This window comes from Fulvivirga kasyanovii (genome assembly GCF_009711405.1).
Classification (GTDB): Bacteria; Bacteroidota; Bacteroidia; order Cytophagales; family Cyclobacteriaceae; genus Fulvivirga; species Fulvivirga kasyanovii.
The window spans coordinates 1-13,691 of sequence record NZ_SMLW01000493.1; the positions used below are offsets into that span (position 1 = coordinate 1).

The window sequence follows — 13,691 nt, forward strand, 5'->3', positions numbered from 1 at the left end:
TATCATTGAGGTTCAGTACTACCTCAAATCTTCTCTGGAAAAAGATTACCTGGAGGATGTTAGGAACAATGACCCTATGCTACACTGCAAAGTGGCAATCCCACCATATTTAACCAACAATCAGCACAAGTTTGACATCAATTGGCAATTGGGAGGGATTAGATATCAGTGGCAGTTGCTGTGGTGGCGGTTGAAAGGCAGAAGTAAACGTGTTTTAAGGTTACACTGATTTTATATTTTCCATTAGAGTCTGGCATGCGGGCCCAACCTCGTATGACAAGCTTTTGGAAGTTAACCCTTGGAGGTTTATCTGCAACAGGCAAGACAACCTCCAAGGGTTTAGGTGCAGTAGGAGCCTTATTTTTTAACCTCCTCTATCCAATACGCACCACTGATATCGATGATTTTTACTTTATAGGTGCCTTCTGGTAGATCTGATATGCTTTCATTTTGCAAATTCAGTTTTGCTTTTGCTCCTAATGGAACAATGAGACTGTGCTTGCCAGGTTTAATTTTGGCTATATAATAGTTGGAAATGCTTTCAGAATCTAAGGCAGCGAGGTCTTCTTGTGTATATTCAAAAACCTTGTGGTCATTCGCATCCAGCAACTGAATACCGATCACCCAGGAACCATAAACATCTACGCCTTCAGTTCTAAACACATCAAAAGAAAGAGTAGCATTTTCTATTTCCCCCTCGGTAATCTCCAGTTTCGGTTTTATGGATTTATTGTGAAGAGTGCCCCATAGCCCTCCGTGAAATACCTGATTGGTCATTAGTGTAATTCCCAGGATAATTAAAGATCCACCCAAGACGATTTTTGGAAATATGGTTTCTTTGATAGGTAAAGCGCCGGAACCTATCCAGGCAAACCATTTCTTTCTGGTGATGGCGTAATTGTTTTTCATCAGGTAGTTGTCCATTGAATATTTGCCGCTCCCTGTAAGAAATAGAACAAATCCCGTTGCGATACCTAGTATACCAATTTGCCATTCGTCCAGGCAGGTGGTGCCTATCCAGCCCGAACCAAGCAGAATGCCCATCGCAAGGCCAAATACACCTACACTCATAAGACGGGTAAATAATCCAAAAATAATAAGCAGGCCAACAATACCTTCAATAATGGTGAACGCCACCATATTTACCCATAGTAAATCCGGGTTTTCAACCAGGTATTGAATCAGAGGTTTTATCCCCAGAGCGTTGGGTAAAAAGTGATTAAACTTTTCGCCGATGTATCCTGTCAGTTCCGGGTCGAGTTTATCGGCCAATATTGTCCTTCTCCAAAAGGCTGAAAAATAGGTCCAGCCAATTACCAGTCTTACTGCGAGTGCTAGCAGCCCCGCATCATTTTTTATACTTATATTTTTCATTTCTATTAAATAGTCAGTGTGATAAATCCTTTTTTGGAGAGCTGAAGCCCATATAAAATACCATTTTCTATTATCGTCAGATTCTCAGGTAGATCCTCCGGGCTTACATTGAACTTGCTGAGAGAAATGCCACAGACAAAAATGCTTACGTGCCGGGCTTTTGCCTTTTCCAGTAGCCTTTTAAGGTCTTCATTGTTGGGTATGTCCTTAACCGTTTTACCACAAATGATGACGTAAAAATCTCCATATTCTTCATTGTCTTCGGCGGCAAGTTCATGAGCGGTTAGCAACACGGGTTCAATCTGCCGTATATTTTTCGAAAGGATTAAGTAATTGTTCTTTTTGGGGTTAAAATCCTGCGCTTTTAATGCAGTGGTGCCTATGAATAAAAAGCATATTGCTGAAAGATATATAATCGATCTTTTCATTGTTTTGATTATTGAAATTTGAAATGGATACTATAAAGGCCTATCAGAAGGCTACATTCTTATTTTCGATAGGCTTTACGCTCGAATGTCCTTATTCTGCTTAGTCTTTTAGTATGTAAAAATGGTGTGTGTCAGCCACAATAACCTGGGCTAACCTTAACAGGAAGTATGACTACAGCATTGTAAACGATACCTCCGGAGGTGGGCACTAACTATAGGTAATCCTTAAAACTTTGATATAAAATGTAGAGGGGTACCTCTATGGCCAGATGGGTTCTGGCGTTGTGTGGTTGTACGTAATGACGAGAAAAACCTGACTCTCCAAAAACTGACTCAAAACCTGCCGCGGCTAATCCGGGTAAATTTTGAAAAGCGGATTTTTCTGTAACTAAAGTGTCAGAGGTAGCCTCAAAAATACTACAACCGGAGTTGCTAATAGTAGACTTACTTTTGTTTGAAACTTCGGTTTGAGGTACATCCAGTTCTGCCTGAACAAAATTTCGAACTTTACATGGTGAAAGCAATAATAATAGTGTCATCCCCAGAATAGGAAGCATGTTCTTTATCGCTTTTATGTTCAGTTTTACTTTCACTATGCAGATTTATGAAACGGATGGAGGAACAGTTTCTCCTTAAAAGCTACGTAAACGTAGATGAAAGGTTTTTGGTTTCAATGTAGGTGGGAATTAAACCGTGGAGGTTTATTTGCGACACGCAAGGAAACCTCCAAGGTTTAAAAACATATACTTACCTAAGGACCATAGTATGCGTCAACACAGTTTGAGCATCTTCACCCTGGCTCAGGAACCTCAGGATGTATAACCCCTTAGGTAAATTCCTTCCGTCAAATGCTGTTTCATGGCTTCCGGCTTCTTTTATTTCGTCAACGATCACGCTAACAGGTTTTCCCTGGCTGTCAAATACCTCCATTCTTACCTTTTGGTTTTTGTGAAGTTCATAACGGATGGTTGTTATGCCTGAGAATGGGTTGGGAAAGTTGCCTTTTAACGATACAGCCTCAGGAATTTCCAATGCCGTTAAAGCTTCCTGTTCTATTTTACTGTTTTCGGCAGAGATAGCCTTGGCCTGATAAGTGCCGTAAGTATAACTTATATTTAACCGGGGCTGCATATATCCTTCTGAGCTGTAGAAGTCCCAGCCATCACCACCATCAGGTAATATGGCCCAGCCATAATTGCCGGAGCCGTCTGACCAGGCCTGTAGGCTCTGTGTTACATCGATGCTTAGCATGCCCTCTGAGGTGTTACTTACGGAGCCGTCAGCATTGCGAACAGCCTCTATATCATTTGCCTGTATGCCGTTATCCAGTGTATTCCAGGTTTCATTTTCACTCCAGGTTCTCAGCATGCGGTGCAGCGAACCACCATTACCAGCATTGATCACCCGTACATTCAATGTGGCGCTCACAATATTTACATGCTGAGGCACCTGATGCTGGCCATTTCCTACAATGTTATCAAAACGAAGCAAAGCCTGATTATCCCTGCCACTCCACCAGGGGTCAGCATCATCTACGATCAGGGTAGTTCTGTTGCCATAAGCGGCATCCTTCTCATGCCTTCTTATGTAGGTGTCCACCGTCCCTGAATAGTTATTTAAGCCATTTTGGATCACCACGTTTACAGCCTGATCTGATGTGACAGTAAGCGATTGATCCACATTAAACCCTGATCCAGGTACGGAAGGGAGGCCCAGGAAGTTCATGGCAAGGTTGGCTACATCAGCATATCTGATAGGCTGAATGGCGTCTTCATCATACTCCTGGCCTGCGCTGGGGTCTTTTCGGGTGTCTGCATTGAGGGCGTAAAGGTCAGCTCCCATGGCTACTCCGGGTCCCCAGACATAAAATGGAATAGTATAATTGTCCGGGTGCAGCAAGTTACCATGCCCTTTACTGCCAAGTTCACCACCATGGTCGGCAGTCAGGATTATAGCTGTTTTGCCCGCCAGGCCGGGAGTATTCTCTATGGCATTAAACAGGTCTCCGATCAGGGCATCAACCTCGGCCACTTTTTGTGAATATTCCTCATATGGAGCAATATCCCAGCCTGTTGAGTGCCCCTGACTATCGGGATATCTGAAGTGAAAGAAGGCATAATCATACTGGCTTACTCGGTAATCACTGACAAACTGGGCAGTCAGTTGGGCCATGTCTCCGTTATACACATAGGTATCAATTTTATCCTTGCCATTATCCTCACCGGTTACATCAGGAGCTCCATTGCTGGCGTTGTAGGAGTTTTCGAATAAAATGAATTTGCTCTTGCCAGCATAAAGCGCGGTAGACAAGCCATGGTCGTGAGCTACATCAAAGGCAGAAGCTATGTAGCCGGCAAACGTGTGGAGGGTTACCGGGCCCGGGTCGCTGTTCCAGATAAAATTATGGGCGTTTTTGCCTAACACCTGCCTGCCGGTTACCTGTGAGGTATGTCCGGGTATGGTGGAGGTGTTTGATCTGTCGGTGCGTGCATTGTCTGTCCAGGCACCCTCTGTACGAAAGCGGAAAAAATTCGGCAGCCTTTCCTGTCCCATGGAAGTAATAACGTCAGGTCGAAGGCCATCTACGCTGATGTGGAGTACATGATCTACCCGCGGTACGTTATTTCCGCTTTGGGAAAAACCTTGCAGGTAAGAACCGCCTAAAATGGCTAATAAAATGCTGGTAATCGTAATAGTTCGATACATAATTTAATGGTTTAGTTGGTTTAGCTGATTCAATGTAGCACCCCACTATTATTGAACTATTACTTCGCTATTATATGAAGATTAACCTTGTTTCTCTCCTTTCCGGACAGAGCCTTCAGGCTCAAAAATTACTGACATGAAAAAAACTTTTTTTCATGTTTTTTGGACAAACTTTTAGTTGCTTTGCAGGCTTTTCAACTGAGTTAGATTTAGTTACAAAAGAGACCGCGTTTTGGAGGAAAGAGCGGAGAGGAGTCCTGGATGAAATTGATAGATTAGCAAAGGAACTTTATAGCCTTCAGCTTGTTTAGAGAATAAAGGTGATCCCTATCATTTTACAGTTGCCTTGATGGTTGAAATTACATAATTGACAGTATTTTTGTTTTTATTTATGGACTTTGAGTGGACTAATATTTCTGCTTTTAAAGTTCATTTTTGGCAACCATTGCCCCGCTTAAGTTCCCTGCCAGGAGAATCATTGCCGGCAACCGAACTAAGAAACACCCAATCCGCCGGTTGCAGAGTGTCGGCTATCGGAGGTTTTCAGTAACTACATCAACTAAAATATTAATAGTTTCAAAATACTATGTCTGACAAGTCTATAGCAAAGCTTGAAAAATATACCACAAATGGCGATAGTGGCAATGCGGGCAAAAGTGCTCTAATTGAAATTTACAGGATCTCTGACAGCCGGATGAATTATATTCTCGCTGGTTATTTCCTGTTTGGCCTCTTTCTGGCCTTTTTTCATGATACTTACCTTGCCGCTGTTGGGATAGGAGGCATATCCATAGCTGTCTACTGGCTTATAAAATGGCTACTGCCCGCCCATCGGTTGCAGCATTATGTGCTGAGTTCGCTTTTTGCCATATTCCCAGCACTGTACATTTACCAGATGCATGGTATGGCTGAAATGCACTTCACATTTTTCATAGGTGCTGCCATATTGATTACATACCGGTCATGGACAATGATGTTGCCCATTGCCATACTCACCCTGGTACATTTTACACTATTTGCATGGCTCCAGCATAGTGGCGTGGAAGGTGTTTATTTTGTGCAGTCAGATTACCTGAGCTGGCAAACGTACTTGTTTCATACTGGCCTGGCTGTAATTATTTTCGGAATATGTGGGTATTGGGCAGCGAAACTAGGTAATGCTGCAAAATCTAAAGCGACACAAACTGCGTTGCTGGACATGCAGAAAGAAATTGTAAAGCATAACATCGACTTTGCTGAATCGATAAGCTCAGGTAACCTTGAGGCAGAGCATAAGTATAGGTTTAGCGATGAGGATGAGCTGGGGCAATCGCTGCTTAAAATGCGTGATAGCCTGAAAGAGGGACGTGAGCGGGAGCAGCACGACAGGTTTATAAACGTTGGCATAGCAGAGGTGACTGACATTATTCGTCAGTTTAGTGATAATACCGAAGAGTTGGCTTATGAATTTGTGAGCAAAATTGTGAAGTACACCGGCTGCAATCAGGGAGGCTTGTTCCTGCTGGAAGGCGAAGGTGATGACGCTTACCTGGAACTATCCGCCTGCTATGCTTATGAAAGACGAAAATTTTTAGAAAAGAAGATATCCGTGGGGGCAGGCCTTGTAGGGCAATGCTTCCTCGAAAAAGCCCCAATATACCTGACGCAGGTGCCAAAAGGCTATATTAATATAACCTCCGGGCTTGGCCTGGCTACCCCTAATGCCGTTTACCTCAGCCCCGTGAAAACGGAAGAGCAGGTGGTGGGTGTACTGGAACTGGCTTCTTTTCATTTGTTGGATGAGTACAAGAAAAACTTTATAGAAAAAGCTTTGGACAACCTCGCCTCGGCTATTGTATCAAGCCGGACAACACAGCGGATTAAAATGCTTTTTGAACAATCACAGCAACAGGCAGAGGAAATGAGGGCGCAGGAGGAGGAAATGCGCCAGAATATGGAAGAGCTGCAATCTACCCAGGAGGCCATGGCCAGACAGGCTGATGAAACCGAAAAAATCCGGCATGACCTTGAGATCCGCGAAAGTGTATTTGAGCGCACTACCATTTTATCCGAAGCGGATCCTTACGGCACGATCACTTATGTAAATGACAAACTTTGTAAAGTCGCCAAGTATACGAGGGAAGAAATGATCGGTAAACCACATAGTATTTTCAGGCACCCCGATATGCCCAAAGAACTGTTCAAATATTTTTGGGATACCATTAAAAGAGGAGAGGTGTTTAATGGCATTATTAAAAACAGGGCCAAAGACGGCTCGGTTTATTGGGTAGACTCCACTATCGTGCCCGTTAAAGACGAACATGGTAAGATCAGGAAATATATTGGCGCCCGCTACCATATTATTAATGAGGATTTTGCAGTGGCGATGTATAATCAGCAGGCTGATCGGTTGAAGTTGCCAAAGTTATAAGTTAGTTGCCGGCAAATCTGAGAAATTGTTTGAAAAAAACAGTTAGATTGGCCTGATGACAGACAGTAATTAAGGAAAATGAAAAAGAAAATTCTGATTACAGGAAGTTCAGGGCATTCGGGTAGTCAAATTGCAGCTTTACTTGGGAAGACATATGATATTGTTGGTGTTGATATTGCTGAGGGGAAATATACCAGTGATACTGGCAGTTTGACGGATAAAGATTTTCTGCTCCGGGCTACAGAAGGGGTCACAGCGATCATACATACCGCATCGCTTCATGCCCCACATGTTGCCACCCACTCCAGGAAGGATTTCATTGATACTAACATTTCAGGAACGCTGAATTTGCTTGAAGCATCCGAATCCAATGGCGTTACAAAATTTATCTATACCAGCACCACGTCTTTATATGGGGAAAGTTTGGATGCCGAAAACCAGGCCGTATGGATTACCGAAGAAGTGCCAACTATTCCTCGTGATATCTATGATATTACAAAAATAGCTGCGGAAGGATTATGCCGGGATTTTTTCAATAAAGAACGGCTTCAAACTGCTGTTTTGAGGGTTTCAAGGTTTTGGAATGAACCCATGGAGAGGAGGCTGTTTTACAGGATGTACCGAGGTGTGGATGTCAGGGATGTAGCTTTGGCGCATAAACTGGCTATAGAAAAAGACCTTCAAAAGTTCGATGTTTTTAATATCTCTGCCCAAAGCATCTTTACTGCTGATGATCTGCGTGACCTGAAGCACAATCTGAGAATACTCCTTGAGAAGAAAAACCCGAAGCTGATAGCATATTATGCAGCCATGAATTGGCCACTTCCGGATTCAATAGACCGTGTCTATGTTATTGACAAAGCCAAAAGGGAGCTGGGTTACAACCCTGAACATAATATCAAAGAAATGCTGGAGGCCTTGTAGTTATGTTTTATGATACCACGACTTGTGTTATAAAACCGATTGACAAGTGCGAAATTCAGTTTTGCTTTATTCAGAATAAGCTATGGTGGTAAGGAGTGAGTTCTCCGCCTGCCTTGAATCCAGGCGTGTATGCTGTACTACCACGGGTATGTCCGATTCAATAACGCTGGCATAATCGGTATCTTTCGGGATGGGTTCCGGGTCTTTAAGTTCGTTAAACCTGAGGTGCTTCGTTCGTTGAGCCGGCACAGTCACCTCATAGGGTCCAATAGGTGCTTTGTCAGAATAAAAAATGGTGATTTTTATATGCGCGTCCTGCTTGGAAGTGTTTAGGATGCAGGCTGTTTCATGACTGGTAAACTGCGGTTCGGGACCATGGCTGTAGGAGGGGATATATCCTTCGGCAATAATCCATGTTTTCTTTCCAAGTGCTTCCATAGTGGTTGGTTTTAGGTTTGGTTATCAGCCGCAAACTATTGCTGCCATCTGTGTTGTTTCTGTTCCTGCCTTAATGCCGACAAGGGACAAAATCCGGCCTAAGTCCAGATCATGTTTTTTGATCGGGTACTGGTTTGATAACACCTGGAAAAGACAGAAGTTTATCTTCTGCCTACTAAAGTCGCCCAAAATACTTCCGGACAGCTTTGGAACATCATCCCCTCTGTGATATTTTTTTATCGTGCTGATAATGAGCGGGTTTGACAGAATTTGCCTATGCTGCAAACACTTTTATTTTGATTAATAGTCAATTATTAGCATATTCACTTTATAATTATACCTTAAAACCTATGTTTTCTTCATTATTCAGACAAAAAAACAAGCGGCGCAATATTTCTGTATCAGAGTTTTTGGCCCTAAATCATGTACAACTATTCATAAAGGGGATCAGAAAAGTCAATGCCTCGGAGGATGAAAGCAAGCGAAGCATTGAAGAATGGGGAAGAAGAAAGGAACAGGCTATAAAAAACAAAGACGTTGAGCTCCTCGGGCAACTCTGCGATGAAATACAGCAGAATTACTCCCATGTGGTGTATGTGTGCCATAAGATACGCCGTAGACAAGTCAAAATTAGTGCAAGATTGAAGCAGGATTATTTTCCTGATAATGGCTAGCCTTTCTTAATCATCTGAGGCAGTGGCCGATGCTGTTTTCAGGGGTAGGGCTTTTTTTGACAGTGTTATAATTTTATCAATAACAAAACCTAAAATTAAGCCTCCGACACCGCAGGCCAATGCCTTGGCAAACCAGGCCACCAGGGGCATTTCGGCTAAAGCATGCTCCAGATTGTGCAGCAGATGATTGGTGAACGGTATGCCATGAGCAATGATTTCGGCACCAACCCAAAGCATGGCAGCGGTACCCACATAGCTCAGGATATTTAAGAAGCTCGGCATGAATTTTACGATGTTGCGACCAAATTTCTGAATACCAGGAGGATATTTGTCCTGGGCCAGGTGAACCCCAATGTCATCCATTTTAACGATCAGGCCTACGAACCCATACACTGCCAGGGTTATAAAAACAGCCACAGCCAGCATAACGGCTATCTGGTTTAATATGGGTTGACCGGTTACCTGGCTATATGCAATGGCTATAATTTCTGCTGAAAGAATAATATCAGTGCGAACGGCACCTGCCACGCGTTTCTTTTCCAGTTCTTCAGGAGTAATAACTTCTGCAGGTTCGCTTTCATCCTGTTTATCATGATGTTTGCTGAACATGGAGTGCACTTTTTCGTAACCTTCGAAACACAGATAAGCGCCACCCAGCATCAATATAGGTGTAATGGCCCAGGGGGCAAAATATCCGAGCAGCAGGGCCGCAGGGCTTAGAATAAGTAGTTTGTTGATGAGAGATTTTTTGGCAATCTGGTAGATAATAGAAAGCTCGCGGGAGGCATCCAGCCCTACCACATACTTGGGCGTAACCGCTGTATCGTCAATTACAATGCCTGAAACCTTTCCGGTAGTTTTGGCCACCTGCGTAGGTACATCATCCATACTGGCGGCACTTGCTTTTACCAAAGCAGAAATATCATCTAATAGCGCAAAAAAACCTGAAGCCATATTCTATTTGTTCTCTACTGAATTTCCCTTTACTGTTTACCCTTTTCCACTTTCAACCGACAGTATCGTGGTTCTGCGTTTAGGAATAATAGATTTTTGGGTGGTGCGAAATAGTTTTAAAAAAAATTAAATGCCAAACATATATTATTAAAACTAAAAAAGCCTTAGAAGGTTATTGATCAAAGTGATGAACAAGCGGGATTGGTTTTAGCCTGCGTGTGTCAGTCATGCAATGAGTAAAATCAGACCTGACGAAGATTGGACGGCTTAAGCCATTCTAAGGCACCCTCGTAAGAGCAGAATGGCTTGAAGGAGATTCCGTCTACTTCATGGTCTACTAAAATGGGGAGGATAACCTGGTCTGGTTTGTCCATCAGGAGGGCAACTTTGGAGCCTGAGAAAATGTGGTCATAGGCCTTGTAAAACTTCACCAGTTGTGAGGTGCCATCATCGCCTGGCAGGAATCTGGCTTTGATATAGTCCAGAATAAACCTTGAGGTGCCGTCTGGAATGGCATTTTTTCCAATAATTTCATTCCAGCTATTGATGACATCTTCAAACACAATATTCCCATAATGGATCTTACTGAAGATGCCCGTACCGGGGTCATAATCATATGTGATTTTAAGCCTCATTGTATGTAATTTAACAAACAAGATGTACTCATGTTATTTGCCGGTTCACCTCTTCATCAGTATTTTTTCTAACCTGACAGAAACGGAATACACAACACCTAAGACCATGGCAACTGCCAGGTCTTCAATCTTCAGGGGCATTAATGAAAAGAAATCATTTAATCGCGGTACGTATATTACTGACAGTTGAAGAATCAATGTGAGTAGAGTTACCACGGTAAAGGCCAAATTGGACACCGCCGAAAGCACGAAATGACTTGAAGCGCGCAACCCGAAGGCGTGGCCGATCTGGATGAAACCGATTGTAGCAAACAGCATGGACTGCCAGTAAGTATCTTCCGGCCTGGACCGGTCATAGTAGTAATAGATAACTCCCATGGCGATAAGGCCCATCAATAAACCCGTCCACGCTACGTGTGTAATGGCAGGTTTATCCAGAATAGGTTTTTTTGTCGAGCGGGGAGGGCGATCCATGTTTTCTTTTTCAGCAGGCTCAACTCCAAGGCCGAGGCCCATTAACCCATCTGTCAGCAGGTTTAACCAAAGCAACTGCATAGGATTCAGGGCTATGATAACTCCCGCTATTGGAGCAAACAGCATCACGAGTACCTTGCCAAGGTTACCTCCGAGAGAGAACTTTATAAACCTCAGCAGGTTGTCGAAAATAGCGCGTCCCTCTTCCACGGATGTAACTATGGTGGCAAAGTTATCGTCCAGCAATACCATATCAGAGGCTTCTTTGGATACATCAGTTCCTGTGATGCCCATGGCCACTCCAATGTTAGCTTTCTTGAGGGCAGGTGAGTCGTTGATGCCATCCCCGGTCATTGCCACCACTTCACCAAGGCTTTGCAGGCAATTGACAATTCTAAGCTTATCTTCCGGTGCCACCCGCGCAAAAACACTGACCTTTGCCACCTTTTTTTGAAGCTCTTCATCAGACAGTTTTCCGAGTGACTCACTGGTCAGGTAGCCCGGACCAATGTCAATGCCCAGCTCTTTGGCTATGGCAAGGGCAGTCAGAGGATAGTCGCCGGTGATCATCACCGGGCGGATGCCGGCAGTTTTACATTTTTTAATGGCAGACTTGGCAGCGCTTCTGGGAGGGTCTATCAAACCGGCCATTCCTACGAATATTACTTCATCTTCAAGGTCATACAGGTTGGCGTTTTGGTCAAAAGCATCTACGGTTCGGTACGCAAACCCAAGTATTCTTACTCCTTTCGAAGCCATTTCATCGTGGGCGTTTTTAATGCGCGTAACCCATTCGTCATTGATAGGTTCTACTCCGGTTTCGGTTTTGATATGTGATGAAAGTGACAGCAGGCTATCCACAGCACCTTTCATAAACATCACATGCTCGCTGTTTATTTCCCGGAAAAGCGATGAACCCTTATCCCTTAAATGATGGAAAGTACTCATTCGCATCCGGTTAGAATCAAACGGCACTTCTCCGAGCCGTGGCCACTGAGACTCCAGGTTATGCTTGATCAGCCCTGCTTTAACGGCTGCTTCTACCAGGGCCGCCTCGGTCGGTTCGCCAAGTATTGAAAGGTCTTCTTCCTGCACACTTTTGATCTCGGCATCGTTGCACAAGGCACCAATTATCAAATTGAGCAGCACATTGTCCGGATACTTTTGTGGTACCAGAGGAAAATTATGGATCGAGACTCCGGCTGACTCAATGGTAGTTACCGTCATTTTGTTTTCGGTCAGCGTACCCGTTTTATCTGAGCAGATCACGGTTACTGACCCCAAAGTTTCAACAGCAGGCAGTTTACGGATGAGTGCATTTCTTTTCAGCATCCTTTGAGAGCCTAAGGCCAGGGTGATGGTGAGCACGGCAGGCAACCCTTCGGGGATCACTGCCACGGCAACACTTATGCCTACCAAAAACATATCGACGAAGGTTTCCCCCATCATGATACCCACAATGGCGACCATAACCGCAGCCACTCCGCCTCCTATAGCAAGCCATTTGCCCAGTTGATCCAGCCTGGATTGAAGCGGTGTTTTTTCCTTTTGCACATCCTGTATCAGGCCGGCAATCTTGCCCAATTCGGTACTCATACCAGTACGGACAACCACGGCTTTGCTGCGGCCCAGAGTGACGTTAGTACCCATGTAGGCCATGTTTACCCTATCGCCCAGTGGGGAGTCCGGCTTACTTACCGCCTGCGCCCTTTTGTCTATCGGGTCAGCTTCACCAGTAAGTGCCGCTTCCTGGATTTTGAGATTGGAGGTCTCCACTATTCGTACATCAGCAGGTACAATATTTCCAGCTTCTATAATGATCAGGTCTCCCGGAACCAGGTGCTTCGAGGCTATTTCCTGGGTTTTTCCATCTCTTATGACCTTTACCAGTGGTACGGCCAGCTTCTTTAAAGCTGCCATTGCCTTTTCAGCCCTGAATTCCTGAATAAATCCGAGAATGGCAAACAAAACGACAATGGTCAATATGGATATGGTTTCTATTTCCTTGCCCAGAAAACCAGAAATGACCGCAGCAATGATCAGGATCACGACCATGGTTTCGGTAAATTGCTCAAAAAGCATTTTCCAGGGGGATTTTCTTTCCCTTTCTTCCAACACATTTAATCCATATTCCCTGGTACGCGTCTGTGCCTCAGTCGATGATAAACCTGATTTTAATGATGTGTTTAATTCCTCAACTACCTCATCAATAGTTTCCGTGTGGATGTTCTCGAATAGTTTCATGTCAAGTTTTAAAGCCATGGATGAGTAAGCCGGCCCTTGAGACGGCTTACCCACCTTAGATTTACTTAAATTATTTGTTTTGTTTGATTAAAGCCAGCCATTGCTCAGCTTTTTGATTAAAGTATTCAAAACGCAGAATGTCATCTTTGTCATTGTCAAAAAAAGGAATACTCAGATGCCCGGTGCCCAGAATATTTGCTCTCAGGTCTAACTGGCTTTCCTTCTTATTCCTTAAAATTTCAAACCCACCGCTTTTGTTTAAATCTATAGCGATTCCTTGCGGAATTTTTGGGCTGACAAATACCAGCATACTACCTGGAACATCGATGCCTATCATTTTTCCATCAATATTTTCCCACTGGGTCAGTTTCAGGTTGTTGTTTAACACTAACCGGTCAAACGCCTTTTTTAGTCCAAGTTCTTTTTGCCT

Annotated in this window: 13 protein-coding genes; 4 read left to right on the top strand and 9 right to left on the bottom strand. The window is 43.8% G+C overall.

What is annotated here, in order from left to right:
* Window positions 1-229: hypothetical protein (locus E1163_RS30995; RefSeq protein WP_221417975.1), on the top strand; the 229-nt coding region annotated here is incomplete at its 5' end.
* Window positions 230-357: 128 nt separating this feature from the next.
* On the opposite strand, the gene E1163_RS09615 is transcribed toward E1163_RS30995, so the two are convergent.
* From E1163_RS09615 to E1163_RS09630, 4 genes are all read right to left on the bottom strand, one after another.
* Window positions 358-1,374 carry a TQO small subunit DoxD gene (locus tag E1163_RS09615; protein WP_155171226.1) on the bottom strand — a complete coding sequence of 339 codons (1,017 nt, stop codon included), beginning with the start codon at window positions 1,372-1,374 and terminating at the stop codon, window positions 358-360.
* Window positions 1,375-1,379: 5 nt separating this feature from the next.
* Window positions 1,380-1,802, bottom strand: a complete 423-nt coding sequence (locus tag E1163_RS09620) for a DsrE family protein (RefSeq protein ID WP_155171227.1) — start codon at window positions 1,800-1,802, stop codon at window positions 1,380-1,382.
* 212 nt (window positions 1,803-2,014) lie between these two features.
* Window positions 2,015-2,395 (bottom strand): hypothetical protein, encoded by a 381-nt coding sequence (locus E1163_RS09625; RefSeq protein WP_155171228.1) that lies wholly within the window; start codon window positions 2,393-2,395, stop codon window positions 2,015-2,017.
* Window positions 2,396-2,549: 154 nt separating this feature from the next.
* A complete protein-coding gene (locus tag E1163_RS09630) occupies window positions 2,550-4,508 on the bottom strand; it encodes an alkaline phosphatase family protein (protein WP_155171229.1) in 1,959 nt (652 codons plus the stop codon).
* Window positions 4,509-5,094: 586 nt separating this feature from the next.
* On the opposite strand from E1163_RS09630, the gene E1163_RS09635 reads away from it, so the two are divergent.
* Both E1163_RS09635 and E1163_RS09640 read left to right on the top strand, forming a co-directional pair.
* Window positions 5,095-6,918: a PAS domain-containing protein gene (locus tag E1163_RS09635; RefSeq protein ID WP_155171230.1), complete on the top strand. Its 1,824-nt coding sequence runs from the start codon at window positions 5,095-5,097 to the stop codon at window positions 6,916-6,918.
* A gap of 78 nt (window positions 6,919-6,996) precedes the next feature.
* Window positions 6,997-7,842, top strand: coding sequence for an NAD-dependent epimerase/dehydratase family protein (locus E1163_RS09640; RefSeq protein ID WP_155171231.1), 846 nt, complete (start codon window positions 6,997-6,999; stop codon window positions 7,840-7,842).
* Between the two features lie 66 nt (window positions 7,843-7,908).
* On the opposite strand, the gene E1163_RS09645 is transcribed toward E1163_RS09640, so the two are convergent.
* Complete coding sequence (locus E1163_RS09645) at window positions 7,909-8,280, bottom strand: sensory rhodopsin transducer (protein ID WP_155171232.1); 372 nt, start codon at window positions 8,278-8,280, stop codon at window positions 7,909-7,911.
* Between the two features lie 350 nt (window positions 8,281-8,630).
* Here E1163_RS09645 and E1163_RS09650 point away from each other — a divergent pair, with 350 nt between their 5' ends.
* A complete protein-coding gene (locus tag E1163_RS09650) occupies window positions 8,631-8,954 on the top strand; it encodes a hypothetical protein (RefSeq protein WP_155171233.1) in 324 nt (107 codons plus the stop codon).
* A gap of 6 nt (window positions 8,955-8,960) precedes the next feature.
* Here E1163_RS09650 and E1163_RS09655 read toward each other — a convergent pair whose 3' ends face one another.
* The 4 genes from E1163_RS09655 to E1163_RS30515 all read right to left on the bottom strand — a co-directional run.
* Window positions 8,961-9,908 (bottom strand): DUF808 domain-containing protein, encoded by a 948-nt coding sequence (locus E1163_RS09655; protein WP_155171234.1) that lies wholly within the window; start codon window positions 9,906-9,908, stop codon window positions 8,961-8,963.
* Between the two features lie 242 nt (window positions 9,909-10,150).
* Entirely contained in the window at window positions 10,151-10,543 is a 393-nt protein-coding gene (locus E1163_RS09660; protein ID WP_155171235.1) for a hypothetical protein, read from the bottom strand.
* Window positions 10,544-10,588: 45 nt separating this feature from the next.
* Window positions 10,589-13,261 (bottom strand): cation-translocating P-type ATPase, encoded by a 2,673-nt coding sequence (locus E1163_RS09665; protein WP_155171236.1) that lies wholly within the window; start codon window positions 13,259-13,261, stop codon window positions 10,589-10,591.
* A gap of 70 nt (window positions 13,262-13,331) precedes the next feature.
* The coding region (locus E1163_RS30515) for a hypothetical protein (RefSeq protein ID WP_185156034.1) at window positions 13,332-13,691 on the bottom strand (360 nt) is incomplete at its 5' end.

Bases quoted from the DNA above. Each gene is read 5' to 3' on its own strand.
- E1163_RS09640 (WP_155171231.1), top strand. From the start codon at position 6,997: ATGAAAAAGAAAATTCTGATTACAGGAAGTTCAGGGCATTCGGGTAGT.
- E1163_RS09655 (WP_155171234.1), bottom strand. From the start codon at position 9,908: ATGGCTTCAGGTTTTTTTGCGCTATTAGATGATATTTCTGCTTTGGTA.
- E1163_RS09620 (WP_155171227.1), bottom strand. From the start codon at position 1,802: ATGAAAAGATCGATTATATATCTTTCAGCAATATGCTTTTTATTCATA.
- E1163_RS09650 (WP_155171233.1), top strand. From the start codon at position 8,631: ATGTTTTCTTCATTATTCAGACAAAAAAACAAGCGGCGCAATATTTCT.
- E1163_RS09660 (WP_155171235.1), bottom strand. From the start codon at position 10,543: ATGAGGCTTAAAATCACATATGATTATGACCCCGGTACGGGCATCTTC.
- E1163_RS09665 (WP_155171236.1), bottom strand. From the start codon at position 13,261: ATGAAACTATTCGAGAACATCCACACGGAAACTATTGATGAGGTAGTT.
- E1163_RS09630 (WP_155171229.1), bottom strand. From the start codon at position 4,508: ATGTATCGAACTATTACGATTACCAGCATTTTATTAGCCATTTTAGGC.
- E1163_RS09645 (WP_155171232.1), bottom strand. From the start codon at position 8,280: ATGGAAGCACTTGGAAAGAAAACATGGATTATTGCCGAAGGATATATC.
- E1163_RS09615 (WP_155171226.1), bottom strand. From the start codon at position 1,374: ATGAAAAATATAAGTATAAAAAATGATGCGGGGCTGCTAGCACTCGCA.
- E1163_RS09635 (WP_155171230.1), top strand. From the start codon at position 5,095: ATGTCTGACAAGTCTATAGCAAAGCTTGAAAAATATACCACAAATGGC.